The sequence below is a fragment of the Paraperibacillus esterisolvens genome (genome assembly GCF_046237625.1).
In the GTDB taxonomy this organism is placed as follows: domain Bacteria; phylum Bacillota; class Bacilli; order Bacillales; family DSM-1321; genus Paraperibacillus; species Paraperibacillus esterisolvens.
Genome location: NZ_CP143545.1, coordinates 3,015,530 through 3,040,809, shown reverse-complemented (window position 1 = coordinate 3,040,809; position 25,280 = coordinate 3,015,530). Strand labels below are relative to the sequence as shown.

Sequence of the window (25,280 nt, the reverse complement as noted above, 5' to 3'; positions counted from 1 at the left end):
TTGTATAATAAGGGAGGTTAAGGGGTGAATGTATGCTTAAATCAAAAACTCGCTGGATCCTGAAAGATGTGAATACTGAGAGAGTGCAAGAATTAGCGGAACAGTTAAAGATCACACCTCTTGTGTCAAAATTATTAGTGAACCGTGGACTGGAAGATGCTGATTCGGCACGGTCTTTTTTATTTAGTGAAGATGAGCCCTTCCATGATCCCTTCCTTTTCAATGACATGGAAAAGGCTGTCGAGCGGATACATAGAGCGATTCAAGATAAAGAAAGTATATTGATCTTCGGCGATTATGACGCAGATGGAGTCACCAGCACCTCAGTGCTTATGATTACGCTCAAACAGCTGGGAGCAGATATCCGCTACTATATCCCGAACCGATTTACGGAAGGCTATGGACCCAATATTCCTGCATTTGAAAGAGCGGTGAAGGAAGGAGCAAGCCTGATTATCACTGTTGATACAGGAATATCCGCCACAGCTGAAGCGGATTTTCTTAAAAATGCCGGCATAGATTATATCATAACGGACCACCATGAGCCTGGCCCGGTTCTTCCGTCTGCCCTTGCACTTATACATCCTAAAATTCCTGGGAGTACATATCCATTCAAGGAGCTGGCAGGGGTGGGGGTGGCATTTAAGCTTGCTCATGCATTGACCGGCAGGCTGCCAAAGGAATTGCTTGAGCTTGCAGCCATCGGGACAATAGCAGACTTGGTGCCCTTATTTGGTGAAAACAGGCTGATCGCCGCTGCAGGCATCAGACAGCTCCAAAAAACGGACCGCCCGGGATTGAAAGCCATCCTGAAAAAGGCAAATGGCAGGCAGGACTCTGTAAATGAGGAAACGATCGGGTTTGGAATCGCCCCGAGGATCAATGCGGCCGGAAGGCTGGGCAGTGCAAATCCTGCAGTTGAACTGCTGCTTACAATTGACGGGGAAAAAGCTGAACTCCTTGCAGCAGAGATTGATCAACTGAATAAAGAACGCCAGGCGATTGTAAGCCGGACCGTTGAAGAAGCCGTTAAGGAAGTGGAAGAGAACTTCCCGGCAAGCGAGCATAAAGTAATCATTGTCGGAAAATCCGGCTGGAACCCTGGCATCGTGGGTATTGTAGCATCAAAGCTTGTGGATAAATTCTATCGTCCAGCTATTGTACTCAGCTTTGACGAGGAAAAGGGGATTGCCAAAGGTTCGGCAAGAAGTATCCAGGGCTTTGATTTATTCGCGAACCTGTCAAAATGCCGGGATATTCTTCCTCATTTCGGCGGACATCCCATGGCCGCAGGAATGACTCTTCAGCTCAGTGATGTGGAAAGCCTCAGAATGCGGATGAATGAGCTTGCCTACGAAGAGATGACCGACGAAGATTTCATTCCCATAACAAATCTGGACAGTGAAATAGCTCTCGATGAAATCTCCCTTTCAGCCATTGAAGAAATAGCCATGCTTTCTCCTTTTGGGATGGGGAATCCAAAGCCCAGGGTTTTGATTGATTCCGTTCCGATCGAGTCCATTAAAAAAATAGGAGCAGACAAAAATCATCTTAAGATTATGCTGAATGATGGCAGGGCGGTACTGGACGGAGTGGGATTCGGCCTTGGGGAACAATATGACCATATCTCACCTTTTTCCAAAGTATCAGTTATTGGAGAACTGTCGGTCAATGAGTGGAATAATGTCAGAAAGCCCCAGATCTTCTTATCCGACATTGCGGTCAGCAGCTGGCAGCTGTTTGACTGCAGGGGAGTATCCCCGGCCAAATGGCTGGATGTACCTGGAGCGGGGGATTTCCGTATCATTGTATTTAACCAGGAAACACTCACCAGCCTCCCGCCGGGCAGGGAAAGTCAGGCTGTTCTTTTTGATCCTTCAGCATCTGCTCATGGTATTGACGGCAAAAATATTGTTCTCTTTGATATGCCAAAGGATCGGGACTCCCTGGCTGCTTTACTGGCAGGGCATAAGCCGCACCGGATTTATGCCCACTTCCAGCAAAGGCAGAGCCATTTCTTCAGCACAAGGCCATCCAGGGAACACTTCAAATGGTTCTACGCCTTCCTTGCCCAAAGGGACTCCTTTGACCTTAGGGCCCACGGCGGACAGTTAGCGAAGCAGCGGGGCTGGACGAAAGAAACGGTAGAATTCATGTCGCAGGTGTTTTTTGAATTAGAATTTGTTAAAATAAACAATGGATTGATTACTCTCAATAAAAGTGTAAAAAAACGGGATCTGGGTGATTCTGTTGCCTACCGCCAAAAACAGGAGCAGTTTGAGCTGGAGCAGGAACTGCTTTATTCCACATACCGTGAATTATATGATAAGTTTAATCAATTAATAGAAGATACCGCATTCCTTGAGGAGGAAAACAAACAATGGATTTGAAACAATTTATAACAATCGTTCCTGACTGGCCAAAGCCGGGAATTAAGTTTAAGGACATCACCACCCTTATGGATAATGGTGAAGCCTATAAATATGCTACAGACCAGATTGTTGAATATGCACGCGAAAAGGAAATTGACATCGTTGTCGGCCCGGAAGCCAGGGGCTTCATCATCGGCTGTCCGGTAGCTTATTCCCTTGGCTTAGGATTTGCGCCTGTACGCAAAGAAGGCAAGCTCCCGCGTGAAACAGTCAAGGTTCAATACGGACTGGAATATGGCAAGGATGTGCTGACCATCCATAAGGATGCCATCAAGCCGGGACAGCGCGTCCTGATCACGGATGACCTGCTTGCTACAGGAGGCACCATTGAGGCGACGATCCAGCTGGTCGAGGAACTTGGCGGAGTTGTGGCTGGAATTGCCTTCCTAATCGAGCTTTCTTACCTTGATGGAAGAAACAAGCTGGATAAATACGATATCCTGACATTGATGAAATATTAATCTGGGTCATATCCACATAGGGCCGGCCCCCGCGTTTTGCCAGATTCAGGTGCGCTGAAATATCAGCTGTCTCCTGGCAAGCGAGGGGGCCGGTCCTTTCTTTTTATTGTTGTAGTTTTTTGTTGCAATTTGCAAAATAAGGGCGGATAATTAAATATATTGTCCAAAATTGACAGGCAAATTATGTGAAGTATGCCAAAAAGGGCGATTTTCCCTTTACATCCTTTTCTTTTTTTTTAATAATAAGTACAATTAGAAAAATAGTGCTATGACAAAAGGCTTTTATTTATCTAGACGGATAATTCATATATAAAAAGGTGATTGAATGGCTAATGAACAAATACTAAGCGCTGATCAGGTAATACTGAGGGCCAGGGAATATCTCGGTGCCGAAGATGCAGACTTTTTGGATAAAGCCTTTAAGTTTGCCGAGCATGCCCACAGGAACCAATTCCGGAAATCAGGAGAGCCATACATCATCCACCCGGTACAGGTAGCGGGAATCCTTGCAGATTTGCAGATGGATGCCTCTACTATTGCTGCCGGTTTTTTACATGATGTGGTTGAAGATACCGAAGTGACTCTTCAAGACCTGAAGGATGCCTTTGGAGAAGAAACAGCCATGCTTGTGGATGGAGTGACAAAGCTTGGCAAAATTAAGTATAAGTCACAGGAAGAGCAGCAGGCCGAGAATCACAGAAAAATGTTTGTCGCCATGGCACAGGATATCAGGGTCATCCTGATTAAACTGGCTGACAGGCTTCATAATATGCGTACTCTGAAGCATCTGCCGATTGAAAAACAGCGCAGGATTTCAAACGAGACCCTGGAAATCTTCGCGCCCCTTGCACACCGGCTTGGTATTTCGAAGGTCAAATGGGAGCTTGAGGATACAGCCCTCCGCTATCTTAATCCGCAGCAATACTACCGCATCGTCAATCTGATGAAGAAAAAGCGGGCAGAGCGCGAGGAGTATCTTGACGGAGTCGTCGATGAAGTGAAAGCTGAGCTCGGGGACGTTCATATCAAGGCCGAGATATCAGGCAGACCGAAGCATATCTACAGCATATACAGGAAAATGGCTCTGCAGAATAAGCAGTTCAGTGAGATATATGATCTGCTTGCTGTCCGGATTGTAGTAAGCAATATTAAAGACTGCTACGCGGTCCTTGGCATCATCCATACGTGCTGGAAGCCTATGCCGGGACGTTTTAAGGATTATATCGCCATGCCAAAGCCGAATATGTATCAATCTCTCCACACGACTGTGATTGGACCAAAAGGTGATCCACTGGAAGTGCAGATCCGGACAACCGAAATGCACAGAATTGCAGAATTCGGGATTGCCGCACACTGGGCGTATAAAGAGGACAAGAAGGCCGATGCTCCTTCACTGCTTGGCAATAAGCTGTCTTGGTTCAGGGAAATCCTTGAATTCCAAAACGATGCTGTCAATGCTGAAGAGTTTATGGAAGGCTTGAAAATTGACCTTTTCTCGGACATGGTCTATGTATTTACTCCTAAAGGAGATGTGATTGAGCTACCATCAGGGTCTGTGCCGATTGATTTCTCCTATCGCATCCATTCTGAGATTGGGAACAAAACCATTGGTGCCAAAGTGAATGGAAAGATGGTGACCCTGGATTATAAGCTGAAGACAGGCGACATCGTTGAAATTATGACATCCAAGCATTCATATGGTCCGAGCCAGGATTGGCTGAAGCTTGCCCAGACATCACAGGCGAAAAATAAAATACGGCAATTTTTCAAAAAACAGCGGCGGGATGAAAATGTTGAAAAAGGCAAGGAACTTGTCGAAAAGGAAATTCGCGGGATGGATTTTGATCTGAAGGAAATCCTGACGGCTGAAAATATCAAACGTGTGGCCGAGAAATTCAACTTTGCCAATGAAGAAGATATGTATGCCGCTGTTGGATATAATGGCATCACCGCACTTCAGCTTGCAAACCGCCTAACAGACAAATGGCGAAAGCAAAAGGAACAGGAAACGGCCCTTGCTGAATCGGTTTCTGAGCTGAAGAAATTTCCTTCCAGCAGGAAGAAGGAATCAGGAGTCCGCGTCAGGGATATCGATAACCTGCTGATCCGTCTTTCAAGGTGCTGCAATCCCGTTCCCGGCGATGATATAGTCGGTTTCATCACAAAAGGGCGGGGTGTATCCGTTCACCGTTCTGACTGCCCGAACCTGGCAGGTGAAGATACAGAAGACCGCTTGATCCCTGTTGAGTGGGAAGGCGGACTGAACGAACGGAAGGAATATAATGTGGATATTGAAATTAACGGCTATGACAGAAGCGGGCTGTTAAATGAAGTACTGCAGGCAGTGAATGAAACAAAGACGAATATCTCGGCAGTGTCGGGACGTTCTGACCGCAACAAGGTGGCCATCATCAACATGTCGATTTCCATCAATAATGTTAATCACCTGCAGAAGGTGGTCGAGAGAATAAAGCAGATTCATGATATTTATGCAGTCAGAAGAATAATGAACTAAGGAGTCTTACTATGAAAGTGGTATTGCAGAGGTCTAAAAGGGCTTCCGTCTCAGTTTCAGGGAAGATTGCCGGTGAGATTGAAAGCGGGCTGGTCCTCCTTGTGGGCATTACGCATGAGGATACAGAGGAGGACGCAGCGTATCTGACCGAAAAAATAGTGAATCTCCGGATTTTTGAAGACTATAATGAAAAAATGAATCTATCCCTGCTCGATAAAGGCGGTTCCATTCTTTCCATTTTCCAATTCACCCTTTATGGAGATTCCAGAAAAGGAAGAAGGCCCAATTTCATGAGTGCCGCCAGACCTGAAAAGGCAGAGCCTCTTTATGATGCCTTTAATACCATGCTGCGGGAAAAAGGGGTTACAGTTGAAACGGGCCAATTTGGGGCCATGATGGAAGTGAGCCTTGTGAATGACGGGCCGGTGACCTTGATTCTGGATAGTAAAGAAAAATAACCCGCCAGGTTCCTGTGATAGGAGCCTGTTTTTTTTGCGGACAAGGGGTATAGCTGCTATATCATAAGGCTTTCTGCAGCTATGTGTGAACATCATTCATCTTGCTGGCATTCCTGCCTTGCCTTACTATGCTTGTTCCTGCTCATGTCCAAGTTCCTTTTCATGCATAGGCGGCGAGCTGAATGCTTGTATTTGGTTTTTGTTCAATTTTGCGCCTGGTTTTTGAAATAACTTGCCAGCCCGTCAAATATAGCTGAAGCAGCCTGTTTCTGAAAACTGCTGTCCAGGATAGCCAGCTCCTCGGCGGGATTGCTCAGATAGCCGAGTTCCAGCAGTACTGCCGGCTGCTTGTTTTCACGGATAACATGATAGTTTTCCTGGCGGATCCCCCGGTCCGGGAATGGCAGCAGGGAGGCGAGGGAAGAGTGCAGTTCTTCTGCCAATGTTTTCTGATTGCCATAGTTATAGAACGAGGTAAAGCCCTGGCTGTCCGATCCATCCGCACTGTCATAATGAATGCTTATAAAGGCATCGGCGTTCTTTAAATGGGATATATCCACTCTCGCATCCAATTCTATGAATGTATCCAGTGTTCTTGTAAGGATAACGTCAGCTCCCGCCGCCCTTAAACGGTCATAAACCAGAAGCGCCGTCCAAAGGGTGACGTCCTTTTCAAATGTCCCTCCTGTCCCAGTAGTGCCCCTGTCCCTGCCGCCGTGTCCAGGGTCAATCACGATCACCTTGTGTTTCAAAAATTTATCCTTCCCTGTTTTCTTTGGCACCGGCTCTCTGAGGCGGTCTGCCATCCAGCCTGGGACATACGCCCTGTTCTCATCCTTAAGCAAAACTTCGTACCAATTACCCTGGATGGCGGATACTTTATATATTTCCCCCTCCCTGGCTCTTTTTACGATTTTACCTGAAGAGTCTGGACTCTTCCTTAAGTTTGTACGATCATATAAAATCTTGATTTTTATGTTTCCCGGCATGGCAGCATGCTGGGTGTCCCCGCTGGTTAAAGTGAACCAGCCAGCCGCCCAGCCCTTCTTGCCCTGTTCATATTGGAGCTTGATCCAGCCGTTTTCTTTGTCCAGGATGGAATAAGATGAACCCTTGTAAATCGTCCCAACCGCCTTCCCTTCCAGGGAAGGCTGACTCCTGACCTGGAGGCTGTCTGCCTGAATGACAGCAGTTGAGGAAGGAGGCAGTTCCTCATTATCTTCATCTTCTGCAGGCACGGATTTAGAACCCTGCTCAAGCCTGGCATATTCCCTGGATATCCACCCGGCCTCCCCTTTGTATTCGATTTCCAGCCAATCGCCTGCCAGGCGGGTTACCACGGCTGTTTCCCCTCGGTTTATACTGCCGATGATACTGGCTGATGTGGAGGGGGATGTTCTTACATTCAGATAATCAATCAGGCTGACTGCGGAGCCGCCTGCCGGTGAAGTCACTCCATGCTCCTCTTTCAGGAATTCGGCGGCCGCCCAGCCGGTAAGAGTGCCGATTTGAATCCTGAACCATTTGTCGTTCTGATCCTTAATCTCCACACGAGTTCCGCGCGAAAGCTTGCCGATGATGCCAGACTGAGCCCCGGGCCCGCTGCGGATGCGCAGAGTGTCTGCTGCAACCTCGGCTATTCTCCTGGTTTCATTTCCTTTTAGGCTTACGGCTGCCCCGAAACCCCACTCTGCCCATCCAGCCGCCCACGATTGCGCCCCAAGGACTGTGGCAGGCTGCTCAGCAGAAATGGACGGCGCTGATGCAGCAGCAGTCACTAGCAGCGAAAGAAATATCGAGAAAAATTTGTTCACAAGCATCCTCCTGACTTTTGCTTTATTTCTCTTTCTATCTCCTAAATAAAAAAACCTCTCAGGAAAATGAAAATAATTCAGGTGATTGGGAAAGGCTAGGGTTGACGAGAAATTCCGGCATAATGACAGGAGGCAGCCAAATGAGGTACAGTGAAAAAAACAGGCACAGCGGAAGCGGAAGTGCTCAATTATTCGGAGTGGACTTCCATGACTTTATTCAGAAAGAGGAAAGTTCCTCCATGGTGGAACTGGCATCTGAGTTCGGATTAAATGTGAGGGGCGTGAAGAATTTGAAAAAACGCCTGGAAAGATCATAAATACCTTGACATTGAAAATGCTCGTACGTATTATTATTTAATAAATGAAAATACATATTGGCTTAAACCAATGATGGGGAAGAGTAATTAAGAACCGGATGACAAGAGAGGAAATGCCGCGGCTGAAAGCATTTCTACTGATGGCTTAATGAAAGAACACTCCGTAGGCTTCGCCCTGAAAAGGATGTCTTAGTAGGGGATGAACGTATGCAGGCGTTAACTGTTAAAAGTGGAAGCAGCATTTATGCTTCAACCAGGGTGGCACCACGGGAATAAAACTCTCGTCCCTTGTAATTTATTTACAGGGGACCGAGGGTTTTTTTTTTTTCATGCATTCCCTGTCTCCTTAAACGTTCTCTCCTGAAGAAAGATAAAAGCAAGTAGGAAAGGAATGGGCTATATGTCTATACAGATTCCGCGGGGAACACAGGATATCCTGCCAGGACAGGTAGAAATCTGGCAGTATATTGAAAGCAAAGCAAGAGAATTAAGCCGAAGGTATCAATACTCAGAAATAAGAACCCCGCTTTTTGAGCATACAGATTTATTTCTTAGAGGTGTGGGAGACACAACAGATATCGTCCAAAAGGAAATGTACACCTTCCAGGACAGAGGGGGAAGGGATCTCACATTGCGCCCGGAGGGAACGGCTCCGGTAGTCCGTTCATTTGTGGAAAATAAAATGTTTGGACTTGCAAATCAGCCGGTCAAGTTATTCTATCTTGCACCCATGTTCAGATATGAACGCCCGCAGGCCGGACGATACCGCCAATTCGTCCAATTTGGAGTGGAAGCTCTCGGAAGTGCGGATCCAGCAATGGACGCGGAAGTTATTTCATTGGTCATGAACCTTTATAAGGAACTGGGCTTGAAAAAACTAAAATTAGTAATAAACAGCCTCGGAGACAAGGAAAGCAGGACAAAACACCGCGAAGCGCTGATTGGTCACTTCGCCCCGAGGATCAATGAATTTTGTTCAGACTGCCAGGGAAGGCTTGAGAAAAATCCGATGCGGATTCTTGATTGCAAAAAGGACAGGGGCCATGAGCTGATGAAGACGGCTCCTTCCATCCTGGAGTATCTCAATGAAGCTTCGGCAGCTTATTTTGAAAAAGTGAAGAAGTATCTGTCCCAAATAGAAATCGAATTTACAGTTGATCCAACGCTTGTGCGTGGACTGGATTATTATAATCACACAGCATTTGAGGTGATGAGCGAGGCGGAAGGCTTTGGTGCCATCACTACCCTTTGTGGGGGAGGGCGCTATAACGGGCTGGTTGAGGACCTTGGCGGGCCGGAGACTCCGGGGATCGGTTTTGGACTAAGCATCGAGCGTCTTATTTCCGCTCTGGAGGCCGAAGGAATCGAGCTTCCGATAGCACAAGGCCTTGACTGCTATTTTGTCTCCCTTGGTGAGGATGCAAAGGATTATACGGTAAAGCTGGTACAGCAGCTGAGGAATGAAGGTTTTTCTGCAGACCGTGATTATCTGGATCGTAAAGTGAAGGCCCAGTTCAAGGCTGCTGACCGCCAAAAGGCAAGATTTACAGCTGTCCTGGGCGACGATGAGCTGAAGAAGAATGAAATCAGCCTCAAGAACATGGCAACAGGGGAGCAGACGGTGGTAAGCCTGGCGTCATTCTCTGAAGAATTTAGAAGGCTTCAAGAATAAGGGAGGAAAAGTAATGTTTGGCAGATCATATTTTTGTGGAGAAGTAACAGAAGAAGCAATTGGCGAAAAAGTCAGCCTTAAGGGCTGGGTACAGAAGCGCCGCGATCTTGGCGGGCTTATATTCATCGACCTGCGTGACCGCTCAGGGATTGTCCAGGTGGTATTTAATCCCGATCATTCGCAGGATGCCCTGCTGACGGCGGAATCGATCCGGAATGAGTATGTACTGGATATTCAAGGTACAGTCGCTGCCCGGGCCGAAGGGACCATTAACCCGAATATGGAGACGGGAAGAATTGAGGTCCAGGCTGAGAGTGTAAACATCCTGAATGAAGCCAAGACCCCTCCATTCGTGATTGCCGACAGCACAGAAGTGGCAGAAGATATCCGGCTTAAGTACCGGTATCTTGATCTTCGCCGCCCGGTCATGTATGAAACCTTTAAGATGCGCCACCAGGTTACAAAGGCAGTAAGAGATTTCCTGGATCAAGAAGGATTCCTTGATATTGAAACTCCTATCCTGACTAAAAGCACACCTGAAGGTGCCCGTGATTATCTTGTGCCGAGCCGTGTACATGAGGGCGGTTTTTATGCACTGCCCCAGTCACCGCAGCTCTTCAAGCAGATGCTGATGGTTTCAGGCTTCGAGCGGTACTACCAGATTGCCCGCTGCTTCAGGGATGAAGACCTCCGTGCAGACAGGCAGCCGGAATTTACCCAGATTGACATTGAAACAAGCTTCATGAGCCAGGAGGATATCATCCATCTGTCCGAACAGATGATGTACAAGGTCATGAAAGAGGTAAAGGGAGTTGAACTTTCCCTTCCGCTTCCGCGCATCACCTATGCCGATGCCATGAAGTATTATGGCTCTGATAAGCCTGATACCCGATTTGAAATGAAATTGACTGATGTATCCGGATTAGTGAAAGACAGCGGCTTTAAGGTGTTCTCCGGTACAGTTGCAGCCGGCGGCGAGGTGAAGGCAATCAATGCCAAAGGGGCTGCCGGCAATTATTCACGCAAGGATATCGATGCGCTTGGCGAATTTGCCTCCATTTATGGCGCCAAAGGCCTTGCCTGGCTGAAGGCCGAGGAAGATGGACTTAAGGGTCCAATCGCAAAATTCTTCGGGGAAGAAGAACAGGATCAGCTCAAAGAAGCACTGGCCGTTGAGATTGGAGATCTTCTTTTGTTTGTGGCTGACAAAAAAAATGTCACAGCCGATGCATTGGGAGCTCTCAGGCTGAAGATTGGAAAAGAATTAGGCCTGATCGATGATGGCAAATTCAATTTTCTCTGGGTCACAGACTGGCCGCTGCTTGAATATGACGAAGAGCTTGACCGGTATTTTGCGGCCCACCATCCGTTCACGATGCCTGTCCGGGAAGAATTGGAAATGCTTCAAACAGACCCGGGCAGTGTAAAGGCGCAGGCTTATGATCTTGTGTTGAACGGGTACGAACTTGGCGGCGGGTCTCTCCGGATATTTGAAAGTGATGTTCAAATGAAAATGTTTGAGGTGCTTGGTTTCTCGGCAGAAGAAGCAAAAGAACAATTTGGTTTCCTGCTTGAAGCCTTTGAATATGGCACACCGCCGCATGGCGGAATTGCGCTCGGCCTGGACAGGCTGGTCATGCTCCTTGCAGGCCGGACAAATCTCAGGGATACCATTGCTTTCCCTAAGACAGCAAGCGCGAGCGACCTTCTGACAAAAGCGCCGGACCGTGTCAGCCAGGCCCAGCTCGATGAACTGCGCCTCGCACTAAATCTTGAAAAAAGTGAGTAAAGGCCCAGGAAGCATTTCTTGAAACGGTCATTCACCTGTGTTAGAATTACATCAATAGCAAAGTCCTGATGTGTTCGTTTTCCTTCTATACGTTTTGACCGAACAATTATAGTTTCGGGAGCACGAGTTTCCATGCTGCATACATGCCTTTTTCGTAAAGGACTTATAAATGCATGGAACAGGGCACCCACCTGCTGAGAGCGGGTTCAAAACTATGGCACTGACGGCACGATCGGGACTTTGCACAATACATACGGATATGAAAACCCGTGCATCCATTGCACGGGTTTTTATCATTGCTGGGACGGCTGAAAGCCGGTTTTTCTGTAACTGACGTTCAAAGTGAGTTGGGATCTATCTCCCGGGAAGAGCGGGGCTTGAGGGGAGTTTCTCATTTCTTTTTTTTGTGTAAAAGAACATATATGGTATATTTAAGACGATAAACATACATTGGAGTGAGACGATGCTTCATCAATTTTCTCGTAATGAGCTTGCAATAGGAAAAGAAGGGCTCGATATACTGAAAAATACTACAGCGGCAGTGCTTGGCATCGGGGGAGTGGGCTCGTTTGCGGCGGAAGCGCTGGCAAGGTCCGGAGTCGGGAGACTAATTTTGGTCGATAAGGATGATGTGGATATCACGAACATCAATCGGCAGAATATTGCTTTCTTATCTACCGTCGGAAAATTTAAAGCAGATTTAATGAAGGAAAGAATAAAAGATATCAATCCTGATTGTGAAGTTATATCTCTCAAAATGTTTTATACTGAAGAGACATATGAACAATTCTTCAGTTATGGACTTGATTATGTTGTGGATGCCTCGGATACGATTTCCTACAAGATCCACTTGATGAAAGAATGCCTGAAACGGAATATTAAACTCATTTCAAGCATGGGTGCAGCCAATAAGATGGACCCTACCCGGTTCCAGATTGCTGATATCTCCAAAACGCATACAGACCCTATTGCGAAGGTAATCCGGACACGATTGAAGAAGGAAGGAATCAAAAAAGGGATTCCGGTCATTTTTTCCGATGAAAGCCCGATTGTAATCAGGGAAGAAGTGCGCAAGGAAGTAGGAAATGACCAGGCACCGATCAGGAAGGCAAAAATGCCGCCTTCTTCAAATGCGTTTGTTCCGTCAGTAGCCGGGCTGATTGCTGCAAGCTGGGTCATCAGGGATATCTTGGAGGACATTGAGATTCAAAGGGTTAATGGGGAGAGCTTTCAGTAAGGTCTCCCGGCATTCATAAAAACAAGGCACGGGCTTATTTTCCTTTCGGAAGTGAGCCCGTGCCTTCTATTTTTTCATATACCGTTCCGAGAGCCTGCTCGAATTTGCCGGTTTTCTTTGGGTTGTAATACTTCTTCCGGGCCAGCTTGTCCGGGAGGTACTGCTGCTTGACCCAGCCGCTTTCATAATCATGAGGGTAAAGATACCCGGTGCCGCGCCCTAGATCTTTCGCTCCCTTATAATGGGCATCCTTCAGGTGATCAGGCACTTCCCCATAGTTCCCGGCGCGTATATCCGAGAGGGCTGCATCCACTGCAAGATAAGCGGAATTCGATTTTGGAGACAGGCATAATTCCACCACGGCATTGGCTAGAGGAATACGTGCTTCAGGGAACCCGAGCCGTTCAGCCGCTTCCACTGCTGAGAGCGTCCGCGGCCCTGCCTGGGGGTTGGCAAGACCGATATCTTCATAAGCCATGACCACAAGCCTCCTTGCTATGCTGACGAGATCGCCAGCCTCGATCAGCCTGCCGAGATAATGCATGGCAGCATTCACATCACTGCCGCGCACGGACTTTTGAAGGGCGGACAGGACATCATAATGGGCATCCCCGCCCTTGTCATGGGAAAAACTCTTTCTTTGGATACATTCTTCGGCGGCCTTTAAATCTACCGTTACAAATCCCTCTTCGTCCGGCTCTGTTGACTGTACTGCAAGCTCCAGCGCGTTCAGTGCGCTCCTCACATCCCCATTTGAGGCTGAAGCAAGATGGAGGTAGGCATCTTCGGAAATCCGGGTGCGTACCGACCCCAGGCCCCTTTCCTCATCGGCAGCTGCCCGTTTCAGGGCGGCCGTGATGTCCTCAGGCTCCAATGGCTTCAGCTCAAAGATCTGGCATCGGCTCCTGATGGCTGGATTGATGGCGTGGTAAGGATTGCTGGTTGTAGCACCAATCAGGGTGATGGCTCCGCTTTCCAGATGGGGAAGCAAAAAATCCTGCTTGGCTTTGTCCAGCCGGTGCACTTCGTCGAGGAGGAGAATGACCCTGCCGGACATTTTGGCCTCCTGTGCAACGATTTCCATATCTTTTTTGTTATGAGTCACTGCGTTCAGCGTGCGGAAGGCAAACTTTGTGCTTCCGGCTATGGCAGAGGCAATGGACGTCTTCCCGACACCTGGAGGTCCGTATAAGATCATGGAAGACAGCTGTTTAGCCTTGACCATCCTCCTGATGATCTTGCCTTCCCCTACGAGATGCTGCTGTCCAAGTATTTCATCTATGTTTTTGGGCCTCATTCTGAAGGCCAGCGGTTTAATGCTCATATCATATCTCTCCGAGTGAACGATTACAGGCCAAGCACAATATATCTGGCTGTTTTATTAACTTTACCATACATTATGTTAAACTTAAAATGCATCGAATTCAGGGATATGCTATAATTTCAGGTGCATTTGACCATTATTTTAACAATAGCGAAAACCCGCTACGAATATATATTTAAAACTTTATGCAGAGGTGCAGAAAATGAAGATTTCGACTAAAGGCCGATATGGCCTCACAATTATGATTGAGCTTGCAAAAAAGCATGGGGAAGGCCCGACCTCCCTGAAAGCCATTGCACAAACGCACAACTTATCGGAGCATTACCTGGAGCAGCTCATTGCTCCTCTCCGGAACGCAGGACTTGTAAAGAGCATACGCGGGGCATACGGCGGCTATCTGCTTGGGAGGGACCCCGAACAGATCACATCCGGTGATATCATCCGTGTCCTTGAAGGACCGATCAGCCCGGTGGAGGGAATAGAGGATGAAGAGCCTGCAAAGCGTGAATTGTGGATAAAAATCCGCGATGCTGTAAAAGATGTACTAGATAACACCACCCTCCAGGATCTGGCGAGCTATTCAGATAACGATAATACAGATTCTTATATGTTTTATATTTAGGATTTTTACTAAAAGATTGTTGTTTTTGGAGTTCTGTAAAAAGCTTTTTCGCTTCTTAAGTCGGAATATCCGGGACTGGTGAGACCCCGCTGGCAAAGCCGGGGAGGCTCGCGCCCGCCCCGCTCCAAGTGAGCGCCTGAACGTAAATCAACTTTCTTGTTCAAAAGGCAAAATAAATGAGAAAACAGTCAATATTTAATTAATAGAAGATACCTTCATACATCCCTGACAGGAGGGAAACGATTTGGAAAATATTTATCTTGATCATGCAGCCACTTCACCGATGCATCCCGGTGTCATTAAAAAAATGGCAGAAGCGATGGAGGCAACCTTCGGCAACCCATCCAGCATTCATTCATTCGGAAGGAAGTCAAGGCATATCCTGGATGAATCCAGAGCTTTCATTGCCAGAAGCATAGGTGCAAAGGAAAATGAAATTATTTTTACCAGCGGAGGTACTGAAGCTGATAATCTGGCTATCATCGGGACGGCAAGAGCGAACAGCGGACGCGGAAAGCATATCATCACGAGCATTGTGGAACATCATGCGGTCCTGAATACCTGCCGCTACCTGGAGAAGGAGGGATTTGACATCACGTACCTGCCGGTAGATGAGTCTGGCCTCGTTTCTCCCGACGGCCTGAAAGAAGCGCTTAGGGATGACACTATACTTGTGACAATCATGTACGGGAATAATGAGGTAGGCACCATCCAGCCGGTCCGGGAGCTTGCCCGCCTTGCTAAAGAGCGCGGGGCTGTCTTCCATACGGACGCGGTCCAGGCCTACGGGAGCGAAAATATTGATGTGAACGCCCTGGGAATCGACTCCATGTCGGTTTCCGCCCATAAAATAAATGGCCCCAAAGGGATAGGCTTCCTGTATATAAAGGATGGCACCAGGATCATCCCTGTAAGTTACGGCGGGGAGCAGGAGAGAAAGAGGCGGGCAGGGACCGAAAATGTTCCGGCCATTGCGGCATTTGCGGAGGCTGTCCGCATCGCAAAGGAATCCTTAGATGAAAAAAGGGCAAACTATCAATCCATGAAGGAAGCGCTGATTGGATCACTTCAGAAAGCAGGCATTAAATTTGCTATTAACGGCAATCAGGAGTATGCTCTTGCTCATGTATTAAACATCAGCTTTGAAGGTACCAATGTGGAACAGATGCTAATGAATCTTGATCTTGCAGGCATCGCTGTTTCCAGCGGATCAGCATGCACTGCAGGCTCGATTGAACCTTCCCACGTTCTGACGGCCATGTTCGGGAAAGACTCAGACAGGCCGTATAATTCCATCCGGTTCAGCTTCGGCTATACAAATACAGAAGAAGAAGTCCTGAGGGCTGCAGGAGCAGCCGTAAAAATCGTTCAGCGCCTGAGGACTCATTAATATAAAGAAAGGGGTGGCAGTATGAAAAAGTCACCTGAAGAAACGCGGGTGGTTGTGGGAATGTCCGGAGGCGTGGACTCTTCCGTTGCCGCGCTTCTATTAAAACAGCAGGGGTATGATGTTGTAGGGATATTCATGAAGAATTGGGATGACACAGATGAAAATGGAGTCTGTACAGCAACCGAGGATTACAATGACGTAATCCGTGTCTGCAACCAGATTGGCATCCCCTACTATGCTGTCAATTTCGAGAAACAGTACTGGGACAAGGTTTTTACCTATTTCCTGGATGAATATAAAGCAGGACGCACTCCTAATCCTGATGTTATGTGCAATAAAGAAATAAAATTTAAGGCCTTCCTTGAGCATGCGGTCAATCTGGGCGCTGACTATCTGGCGACCGGACATTATGCCAGGGTCGAGCAGATTGATGGAGAATATAAGATGCTGAGGGGCATTGATCAAAATAAAGATCAGACTTATTTCCTGAACCAGCTCACTCAGGAGCAGCTTGAAAAGGTTATGTTCCCGCTTGGGGGCATCGAGAAATCCAGGGTTAGGGAAATAGCCCGGGAAGCTGATCTCGCCACTGCAGCCAAAAAAGATTCTACAGGCATCTGCTTTATCGGTGAAAGGAATTTCAAAGAATTCCTAAGCGGATATCTGCCAGCCCAGCCAGGGATAATGCAGACCTTGAACGGAGAAGAAAAGGGCACGCATGACGGTTTGATGTATTATACGATCGGCCAGCGTCATGGTCTTGGAATCGGCGGAAGCGGAGAACCGTGGTTTGCCGTCGGAAAAGATCTGAAAAAAAATATTCTTTATGTGGAGCAGGGCTTCGATCATGACAGCTTATATTCGACTTCAATTAAAGCGGTCAATGTGAGCTGGGTATCTGGCCTGGACAAGCCGGGGACATTCGAATGTACGGCAAAATTCAGATACCGTCAGGCGGATAATGAAGTAACGGTAAAGAGTCATGGAGACGGTACGGCTGATGTCCTTTTTAAACAGCCAATACGGGCTGTGACCCCTGGACAGGCTGTTGTCTTTTATGATGGCGATGAATGCCTGGGCGGCGGCACGATCGATGTAGTGTTCAAAGCGCAAGAAAAGCTTACGTATGTAGGATAAACAGGCAGGCCCTTAAGCGGGCCTGCCCATTTTTTTATGTTATGCTATACTCACTATAGAAATGATGGAGAGTGGTCTAATAATGGACAAAAACATGCGGGGAATTGAAAATATGAGGGCTGGCAAATACGAAGAAGCGGTCAAGCTGTTTTCGGAAGTTATTGAAGAAAGCCCGGAGGATCCAGTCGGTTATATTAACTTTGGAAATGTCCTGACCGCTGTGGGAGAAGACAGCCGTGCAGTGAGCTTTTTCAATAAAGCGCTGGAAATCGATCCGAACGCATCAGCGGCTTATTACTCATTGGGAAGTATGCTTTTTGAGAAAGAAAAATATGCGGAAGCAAAGGATATGTATGAAAAGGCGGTCAAATCAGGACTTGATAATTCCGATGCATACTTCATGCTTGGACTTACGCTCATGCAGCTTGAACAGCCAAGGCTTGCCATGCCATATCTTAAGCGGAGCGTTGAATTGAATCCGGAAGATGCTGAAGCAAGATTCCAATATGCACTGACCCTGGCCCATGCGGAGCTCTATGATGAGGTAATTGCCGAGCTGAAGCTTGTGCTTGAAAAAGACCCGGAGCATGGAGATGCTTATTATAATCTGGGAGTGGCTTACGCACTTACTGGAAAGGTCCGTGAAGCGGCTGAACAGATGGAAAAGGCAGTAGAAGTACAGCCGGATCATATTCTTGCGGCCCATGGAAAGGCGCAGATGGAGCTGATCCTGAAAGAGGAAGAAGAACAGAATTAAAATAATGTGAAGGAGGGGAAAGCGTGCTTCAGCAGGATTCATTAAATCTATTTGCAGATGGTGACAAATTGTTCATGAAGGGACGGCATCTGGTCACCATCTTTCATAACGAGCAGAATCTTTATTCAGTAGTCCGGATCCGCCTGGACGAAACCAATCTGGAATATGATGAAAAAGAAGCGGTCGTCACCGGATACTTTCCCCGAATCCACGAGCATGAGACTTATATCTTTTTTGGCCAGATGAAGGACCATCCAAAGTTCGGGCAGCAATTTCATGTGGAGCATTTCAGGAAGGATATGCCCCATACACGCGATGGGATCATCAATTACTTATCCAGTGAGCTTTTTAAAGGAATCGGCAAAAAAACCGCAGAGAGCATTGTTGACACATTAGGTGAAAATGCCATCTCCCGCATCCTGGAAAGTCCTTCACTACTGGATACAATTCCTAAGCTGAACCCGGATAAAGCCAAGGACCTATATGACAATCTCATGGAGCATCAGGGGCTGGAGAAGGTGATCATCAGCCTCAATCAGCTCGGCTTCGGGCCGCAGCTGTCCATGCGCATATACCAGGTCTATAAACATGAAACGCTGTCGGTGATACAAAAGAATCCATACCAGCTTGTCGAGGATATAGAGGGTGTCGGCTTCGGGCGCGCAGATGAGCTGGGCTTTCAGGTTGGGATCGCCGGCAATCATGAAGACCGGATCAAGGCAGCCTGTCTGTATACTCTTGAAAATGACTGCCTTCAGGAAGGCCATGTTTTTCTTGAAACGGAGCATCTTCTCCGGCGCGTCAAAGCCCTGCTTGAGGAAAATAAGCGGGATGTAATTGAATATACCAATATATCCGCTGAAATCATTAAGCTTGGTGAAGAAGGCAAGGTCATTGTGGAGGATGAGCGGATATATACACCTTCCCTATACTTTTCAGAGGGAGGCCTCGCCGGCAAGATTGAGAAAATACTGGAACAGGAAGAGTATGAAGATCAATTTCCTGAATCTGAATTCCTGCTGGCGCTGGGCAAGCTTGAAGAGCGGATTGAAGTGGAGTATGCCCCTGCCCAAAAAGATGCCATTCAGACTGCATTGATGTCCCCTATGCTGATTCTCACCGGCGGTCCGGGGACAGGAAAAACTACAGTAATTAAAGGCATCGTGGAATTGTACTCAGAGCTGCACGGAGCATCACTTGATCCGGGGGATTATAAAAAGGAAGAGCCCTTCCCGTTTGTCCTTGCTGCGCCTACCGGGCGTGCGGCCAAAAGGATGACCGAATCAACCGGACTGCCTGCCGTTACCATCCACCGCCTTCTCGGCTGGAACGGAACAGGAGAGTTCACTCATAATGAAAACAATCCAATCGGCGGAAAGATTCTGATCATTGATGAGATGTCCATGGTAGATACCTGGCTCGCGTATCAGCTGTTCAAGGCGCTGCCTGAACATATTCAGGTTATTCTCGTGGGGGATGAGGATCAGCTGCCATCGGTCGGACCGGGTCAGGTTTTGAAGGATCTGCTGCGCTCGGGCATGGTACCGACTGTGCAGCTTCAGCATATATACCGACAGGACGATGGGTCTTCCATCATCAGCCTCGCTCATGAAATTAAGCAGGGAAGGCTGCCTGGCGATATCCGCAGCCAGCAGCCGGACCGCTCCTTCTTTCCGTGCAATGCCGCCCAGATTGCAGAAGTGGTTGAAAAGGTGGTTAAAAACGCCAAGAAAAAGGGCTATTCAGCCCGCGATATCCAGGTGCTTGCCCCTATGTACCGGGGACCTGCGGGAATTGACAGGCTGAATGTCCTGATTCAAGGGATATTGAACCCGAATGAAGACGGCAAAAAGCGGGAGCTCTCGTTCGGTGATGTTACCTACAGGGTCGGGGACAAGGTGCTGCAGCTTGTAAACCAGCCGGAAAGCAGTGTCTACAACGGGGACATCGGCCAGATTGTGGCCATCCTATATGCAAAGGAGAACACAGAAAAGCAGGATATGGTTATTGTATCCTTTGATGGTCTAGAGATTACGTATACCAAATCCGATCTCTCGCAGATTACCCTTGCCTACTGCTGTTCCATTCACAAGGCACAGGGAAGCGAGTTCCCGATCGTCATCATGCCTGTGGTTAAGAGCTATTACAGGATGCTGAGGAGGAATTTGATTTATACAGGAATCACAAGGAGCAGAAAATTTCTCATACTCTGCGGGGAGGAAGAAGCCCTGCGGCTTGGTGTAGAGAGAAATAATGAACTGGGGCGGAAAACGACTCTCTGTGAACGACTGGAAAAAACGATGGCCGAAAAAGAGGTTCCCGCCGTTATTGCAGATGAAAGCCAGAATATAATTGCATCAATGATGTCTGCCGACCCGATGATAGGCATGGGTGAGCTGACTCCTTATGATTTCATGAGCGTCGAAAAAATACAATAATCCAGGAAGGCTGCTGCTTAGACGGCAGCCTTTTTGCTGTTTCTAGGCATCCTTGGGAATGTTAGAATCTTGTGTGTTGATCCACAGTGCAGTAAGTGGCAGAAAGTGGTATATGATGCGAAAATCCTGGGCAGAATGGTAGGGACATAGACGGATGGCTGCCTGCAGGGGTATAACCCGGGGCACCATCGTAATAAGAGTGTAGTGAGGTGTCTTACTTTGCAGATGATATGCCCGAATTGTTCAAGCAAAGATATCGGCAAGATTGGCGTGAATCAGTTTTATTGCTGGAACTGCTTCATTGAGATGACCATTTCTAAAGACTTAATAAATACCCATCAAGTGGAGGAGGATGGATCGCTCAGTTCTCTTGATGATCTTTTTGAAGAAGACAGCCGCCGGATAAGCGGAGGATATTAAGGTGGATCCCCGGCCTTCTAGGAGCCGGGTTTTTCCTGTGGAAAAGGGGCTAAAGCTGCATGTATCACCAGGCTTCCTGCAGCTCGGTTTAATCCTGCTGGCATTCCCAGCCGGTGCAGAAAATTTAAATTTGTTGTAAGCGGGCGGTTCTTGTTTTACAAAAAAAGCTCTTTTTCTGTAAATATGCCTTCTCTTTCCTCTTGATCTGTATGGAAATGAACAGAGATACAAACCCTAGAGAAAAAGGGGGGAGATTGTGAATATAAGGGTGAAGTGGTATTATCGCCTCGGTTTCCTGCTGCTTCTGTTTATAGTTCTATATGTCTTCTTTATATTAAGGCCGCTGTGGCTGCCGGTTTTCAAGGTATTGGCCGCTGTGCTCCTCCCGTTTATAATAGGGGGATTCATAGCCTACCTTCTCCACCCTATAGTTGAGAAGCTTCATGGCAGGGGGATGCACCGGGTGCTTGCCATCTTTATCATTTACATCCTTTTTTTCGGTGTTACCGGCTATGCTCTTTATAAAGGGATCCCGGCCTTTATCTGGCAGATCAGACAGCTGTCTGATAGTGCACCAGCCGTGGCTGAGCAATACAGGAGCTGGTTCGACTCCATGCACAGACAGACGGCATCCTGGCCATTTGGCCTGCACGAGAGGCTTGAAGAGGGAATCTTGATGTTTGAAAGGAAGCTTGACAGTTTGTTTGATATGGCCATGGGGGTTTTGGCCCGGCTTCTTGACTTCATCCTCTTTATCGCCCTCATTCCATTCGTTGCTTTTTACTTTCTTAAAGACATTTCCGCCATAAAGCGTTTTGTCTGGCATCTTACACCCCATAATTGGCGGGCAGGGGGCATATCCTTCATACGTGATGTGGACTACTCCCTTGGAAGCTACATCAGGGGACAATTCATTGTCTGTGCGGCAATCGGGGGCCTCTCCACTCTTATTTTTTGGGGAATCGGCATGCAATATCCCCTGTTATTCGGGGTCATCATCGGAATCACCAATATCATTCCATATTTCGGCCCCATTTTTGGTGCTGTTCCTGCCATGCTGATTGCGGCTGCCACCTCCATGAAAATGGCTTTGCTTGTAGCATTGATCGTGCTGGTTCTTCAGTTCCTGGAAGGGAATGTATTGTCTCCATTTATTGTCGGCAAAAGCTTATCCATGCACCCTCTTGTCATTATGGCGGCACTTCTCCTGGGAGGGGAAACCGGAGGAATCCCGGGACTGATCGTCGCGGTTCCACTCCTCGCCATCCTAAAAGTGGCCGTCATTCATGCCATGGAGCACTTTGCCCCCAATAAAAGAAAGGAGCTTGCAGAAGCAAGTGGTGAAAACAGTCATGACAGGCATTGACAAAATATTTTCCTATGCATATAATCATGGTAAAATAATGAACTTTTAATAAGCAACACAATGATGGATCGAGTATGTTAATGACCATTTAAAGTGCCTGGCACGATAGAGAGGGGTCCCCGAGGCTGGAAGGGATGCTAGATGAAGGTTAACAGAAGGCTAATCCTGAGTGCAGCTAATCCCTGCCGTCTGCCGCGTTAAGGCTGGTAATGAGGTGATGCATGGAGACTCCGTGCATAATCAGGGTGGTACCGCGAGCAAACTCTCGTCCCTGTTTTGGGATAAGGGTTTTTTTTATTGCCTAAAAAAGATTGGACGCATAAAAGGAGGAAGTAATATGAAAAAACATACCGGTTCACAGATTCGCAGGATGTATCTGGACTTTTTCAAAGAAAAGGGGCACAGTATTGAACCGAGTGCATCCCTGGTCCCGCATGATGATCCTTCACTTCTATGGATTAATTCTGGTGTAGCCACACTAAAGAAATATTTTGACGGACGGGTAATTCCGGAAAATCCCAGGATTACGAATGCACAAAAATCAATAAGGACTAATGACATAGAAAATGTAGGCAAAACAGCACGACACCATACGTTCTTTGAAATGCTCGGGAATTTTTCCATCGGTGATTATTTCAAGGAAGAAGCCATTACCTGGGCATGGGAATTTTTGACCGATGAAAAGTGGATCGGCTTCGATAAGGAAAAGCTGTCTGTCACGATCCATCCTGAGGACGAAGAAGCTTTTATCCTCTGGAATGAGAAAATAGGAATCCCGAAAGAGAGGATCATCAGGCTGGAGGAAAACTTCTGGGATATCGGGGAGGGCCCAAGCGGACCTAACACAGAGATCTTCTATGACCGCGGACCAGAGTACGGTGATGACCCGAACGATCCTGAATTATTCCCGGGCGGCGAAAACGAACGCTACCTGGAGGTCTGGAATCTCGTTTTCTCCCAATTCAACCACAATCCGGATGGCAGCTATACTCCGCTGCCAAAGAAAAATATTGATACCGGAATGGGACTTGAGCGGATGGCCTGTGTTGTACAGGGAGTGCCGACCAACTTTGATACGGATCTATTCATGCCGATCATTCACGCGGTTGAGAAAATCTCAGGCGTTGAGTATGGAAAGGATAAAGAGCTGGATACAGCCTTCAAGGTTATTGCAGATCATATCCGGACAGTATCCTTTGCAGTCGGCGATGGGGCGCTCCCTTCAAATGAAGGCCGCGGCTATGTGCTCCGCCGTTTGCTTAGAAGAGCTGTACGCTATGCTAAAAAAATCAATATAAACCGTCCATTTATGTATGAGCTTGTGGCTGTAGCTGGAGAAATCATGAAGGATTTCTACCCTGAGGTATCAGATAAGCAGGAATTCATTCAGACGGTTGTCAAAAACGAGGAAGAACGGTTCCACGAGACGTTGAATGACGGCCTGGGAATCCTGTCAGAGGTCATTAAGAGAGCCAAGGAAAATAACAGCGGGACCATTCCAGGTGAAGACGTATTCCGCCTGTATGATACATATGGTTTCCCGGTTGAACTGACAGAGGAATACGCCGAGGAAGAAGGCATGAAGGTCGACCATGAAGGATTCGAACAGGCTATGGAAGGGCAGCGGGAGCGGGCAAGGGCTGCACGCCAGGATGTCGGCTCCATGCAGGTCCAGGGCGGAGTTCTTGGGGAAATAAAAGCCGAAAGCAAGTTTGTCGGCTACGATCATCTGGAATCGGATGGTACGGTAGTAGAGATTGTTAAAAATGGTGAATTTGCGGAAGCTGCAGAAGCTGGTGATGAAGTGCAGATCATCTTAAGCCAGACGCCATTCTATGCCGAAAGCGGCGGCCAGATTGCCGATATTGGTTCGATCAGGAGCGGAAATGCAGTCATTCATGTAAAGGATGTCCAAAAAGCTCCTAACGGACAAAATCTCCATAATGCTGTTGTGGAATCAGGGTCCATCAAGAAAGGGGATACTGTCCATTCTGCTGTGGATGGAAAAAACCGTACGGAAATCACCAAGAACCATACAGCCACCCACCTTCTTCATCAGGCATTGAAGGATGTACTCGGCGTCCATGTCAACCAGGCAGGATCATTGGTACAGAGTGACCGCTTGAGATTCGATTTTTCACATTTTGGACAGATCAAGCCGGAAGAGCTGGAAAAAATAGAGGAAATCGTAAATCACAAAATCTGGGAAAGCGTCGCGGTCCAGATTGATTACAAAAATATCAATGAAGCTAAGGAAATGGGCGCAATGGCGCTGTTTGGCGAAAAGTATGGCGAAATTGTACGTGTCGTACAGGTAGGAAACTACAGCCTTGAGCTGTGTGGAGGCTGCCATGTTCCCAATACCTCTGCCATCGGTCTTTTCAAGATTGTGTCAGAAAGCGGAATAGGTGCAGGCACCCGCCGTATCGAAGCGGTCACTGGCGCAGATGCATATGCCCAGTTGAAAGAACAAGTCGGAATCCTTCAAAATGCCGCCGGCAGACTTAAATCCAGTACAAAAGATGTTCCGGTCCGGATTGAAGCCATTCTCTCTGAATTAAAAGAACTTCAAAGAGAAAATGAATCCCTGGCTGCCAAACTAAGCAACATTGAAGCAGGTAGCCTTGTGGATCAGGCAAAACAGGTGGATGGTGTAACGGTCCTTGCTGCAAAGGTGGCGGCTCAGGATATGAACAACCTGCGTCAAATGGCAGATGACTTGAAAAATAAACTGGGATCTGCAGTCGTATTGCTTGGTTCTGTCCAGGGTGACAAGGTAAACTTGATTGCCGGGGTAACAAATGATTTAATGGAAAAAGGCTTTCATGCAGGTAAATTAGTCAAAGAGGTAGCCTCTCGCTGCGGCGGCGGCGGAGGCGGCCGGCCGGACATGGCACAGGCAGGAGGAAAGGATCCGTCCAAACTGGATTCAGCGCTTAGCTATGTCGAGGAATGGGTAAAATCTATCTAATAAATAAGTTTGGCTGGCTGAACGTGCAGGAGATTGACATTTCAGCCCGAAGTTATTAATAATAGACATTCCGAAGAGAATAGATGCAAGACAGGCAGAGCCGGCAGTCCGGCGGATGCCTGAACAAAATTCTGGATGGCAGGTGCCGGGAGCGGACCAG

At 47.6% G+C, this 25,280-nt stretch carries 18 protein-coding genes, 1 other RNA gene and 1 other annotated feature; of the genes, 17 read left to right on the top strand and 2 right to left on the bottom strand.

Annotated features, from left to right (window positions below; all coding sequences use genetic code 11):
* Positions 1 to 32: 32 nt before the first annotated feature.
* The 4 genes from recJ (at position 33) to dtd (ending at position 5,866) form a co-directional block, all read left to right on the top strand.
* Positions 33 to 2,390, top strand: a complete 2,358-nt coding sequence (gene recJ, locus V1501_RS15395) for a single-stranded-DNA-specific exonuclease RecJ (RefSeq protein WP_409289466.1) — start codon at positions 33 to 35, stop codon at positions 2,388 to 2,390.
* A complete protein-coding gene (locus tag V1501_RS15390) occupies positions 2,381 to 2,893 on the top strand; it encodes an adenine phosphoribosyltransferase (protein ID WP_409289464.1) in 513 nt (170 codons plus the stop codon). The genes recJ and V1501_RS15390 overlap by 10 nt, the downstream gene beginning before the upstream one ends.
* A 325-nt stretch (positions 2,894 to 3,218) precedes the next feature.
* Positions 3,219 to 5,408, top strand: a complete 2,190-nt coding sequence (locus V1501_RS15385; RefSeq protein ID WP_409289462.1) for a RelA/SpoT family protein — start codon at positions 3,219 to 3,221, stop codon at positions 5,406 to 5,408.
* An 11-nt stretch (positions 5,409 to 5,419) separates the two neighbouring features.
* Positions 5,420 to 5,866, top strand: coding sequence for a D-aminoacyl-tRNA deacylase (gene dtd / locus V1501_RS15380; RefSeq protein ID WP_409289460.1), 447 nt, complete (start codon positions 5,420 to 5,422; stop codon positions 5,864 to 5,866).
* A 203-nt stretch (positions 5,867 to 6,069) separates the two neighbouring features.
* Here dtd and V1501_RS15375 read toward each other — a convergent pair whose 3' ends face one another.
* Positions 6,070 to 7,680 (bottom strand): N-acetylmuramoyl-L-alanine amidase, encoded by a 1,611-nt coding sequence (locus V1501_RS15375; protein ID WP_409289458.1) that lies wholly within the window; start codon positions 7,678 to 7,680, stop codon positions 6,070 to 6,072.
* A gap of 140 nt (positions 7,681 to 7,820) precedes the next feature.
* Between V1501_RS15375 and V1501_RS15370 the strand changes: the two genes are divergently transcribed.
* The 5 genes from V1501_RS15370 to V1501_RS15350 all read left to right on the top strand — a co-directional run bounded on the left by V1501_RS15370 (position 7,821) and on the right by V1501_RS15350 (position 12,695).
* Complete coding sequence (locus tag V1501_RS15370) at positions 7,821 to 7,997, top strand: hypothetical protein (protein WP_409289456.1); 177 nt, start codon at positions 7,821 to 7,823, stop codon at positions 7,995 to 7,997.
* Between the two features lie 61 nt (positions 7,998 to 8,058).
* Positions 8,059 to 8,289, top strand: a binding site (T-box leader).
* Between the two features lie 108 nt (positions 8,290 to 8,397).
* Positions 8,398 to 9,669, top strand: coding sequence for a histidine--tRNA ligase (gene hisS, locus V1501_RS15365; RefSeq protein ID WP_409289454.1), 1,272 nt, complete (start codon positions 8,398 to 8,400; stop codon positions 9,667 to 9,669).
* Between the two features lie 13 nt (positions 9,670 to 9,682).
* Complete coding sequence (gene aspS / locus V1501_RS15360) at positions 9,683 to 11,458, top strand: aspartate--tRNA ligase (protein WP_409289452.1); 1,776 nt, start codon at positions 9,683 to 9,685, stop codon at positions 11,456 to 11,458.
* Positions 11,459 to 11,517: 59 nt separating this feature from the next.
* Positions 11,518 to 11,701: non-coding RNA, 6S RNA (gene ssrS, locus V1501_RS15355), on the top strand.
* Positions 11,702 to 11,921: 220 nt separating this feature from the next.
* A complete protein-coding gene (locus V1501_RS15350) occupies positions 11,922 to 12,695 on the top strand; it encodes a ThiF family adenylyltransferase (RefSeq protein ID WP_409289450.1) in 774 nt (257 codons plus the stop codon).
* A gap of 34 nt (positions 12,696 to 12,729) precedes the next feature.
* On the opposite strand, the gene V1501_RS15345 is transcribed toward V1501_RS15350, so the two are convergent.
* Positions 12,730 to 14,019, bottom strand: a complete 1,290-nt coding sequence (locus V1501_RS15345; RefSeq protein WP_409289448.1) for a replication-associated recombination protein A — start codon at positions 14,017 to 14,019, stop codon at positions 12,730 to 12,732.
* A 202-nt stretch (positions 14,020 to 14,221) separates the two neighbouring features.
* Here V1501_RS15345 and cymR point away from each other — a divergent pair, with 202 nt between their 5' ends.
* The 8 genes from cymR (at position 14,222) to alaS (ending at position 25,120) form a co-directional block, all read left to right on the top strand.
* A complete protein-coding gene (gene cymR / locus V1501_RS15340; protein WP_409289446.1) occupies positions 14,222 to 14,641 on the top strand; it encodes a cysteine metabolism transcriptional regulator CymR in 420 nt (139 codons plus the stop codon).
* Positions 14,642 to 14,885: 244 nt separating this feature from the next.
* Complete coding sequence (locus tag V1501_RS15335) at positions 14,886 to 16,031, top strand: cysteine desulfurase family protein (protein WP_409289444.1); 1,146 nt, start codon at positions 14,886 to 14,888, stop codon at positions 16,029 to 16,031.
* Positions 16,032 to 16,052: 21 nt separating this feature from the next.
* Positions 16,053 to 17,168 (top strand): tRNA 2-thiouridine(34) synthase MnmA, encoded by a 1,116-nt coding sequence (mnmA, locus tag V1501_RS15330; RefSeq protein WP_409289442.1) that lies wholly within the window; start codon positions 16,053 to 16,055, stop codon positions 17,166 to 17,168.
* An 82-nt stretch (positions 17,169 to 17,250) separates the two neighbouring features.
* Positions 17,251 to 17,925, top strand: a complete 675-nt coding sequence (locus V1501_RS15325) for a tetratricopeptide repeat protein (RefSeq protein ID WP_409289440.1) — start codon at positions 17,251 to 17,253, stop codon at positions 17,923 to 17,925.
* A gap of 23 nt (positions 17,926 to 17,948) precedes the next feature.
* Positions 17,949 to 20,363: an ATP-dependent RecD-like DNA helicase gene (locus V1501_RS15320; protein ID WP_409289438.1), complete on the top strand. Its 2,415-nt coding sequence runs from the start codon at positions 17,949 to 17,951 to the stop codon at positions 20,361 to 20,363.
* A 225-nt stretch (positions 20,364 to 20,588) separates the two neighbouring features.
* Positions 20,589 to 20,783: a hypothetical protein gene (locus V1501_RS15315; protein ID WP_409293397.1), complete on the top strand. Its 195-nt coding sequence runs from the start codon at positions 20,589 to 20,591 to the stop codon at positions 20,781 to 20,783.
* A 256-nt stretch (positions 20,784 to 21,039) separates the two neighbouring features.
* The gene (locus V1501_RS15310; RefSeq protein WP_409289436.1) at positions 21,040 to 22,149 is read left to right on the top strand and encodes an AI-2E family transporter; all 1,110 of its coding nucleotides are present in this window, start codon (positions 21,040 to 21,042) and stop codon (positions 22,147 to 22,149) included.
* Between the two features lie 337 nt (positions 22,150 to 22,486).
* A complete protein-coding gene (alaS, locus tag V1501_RS15305) occupies positions 22,487 to 25,120 on the top strand; it encodes an alanine--tRNA ligase (RefSeq protein ID WP_409289434.1) in 2,634 nt (877 codons plus the stop codon).
* Positions 25,121 to 25,280: the final 160 nt, after the last annotated feature.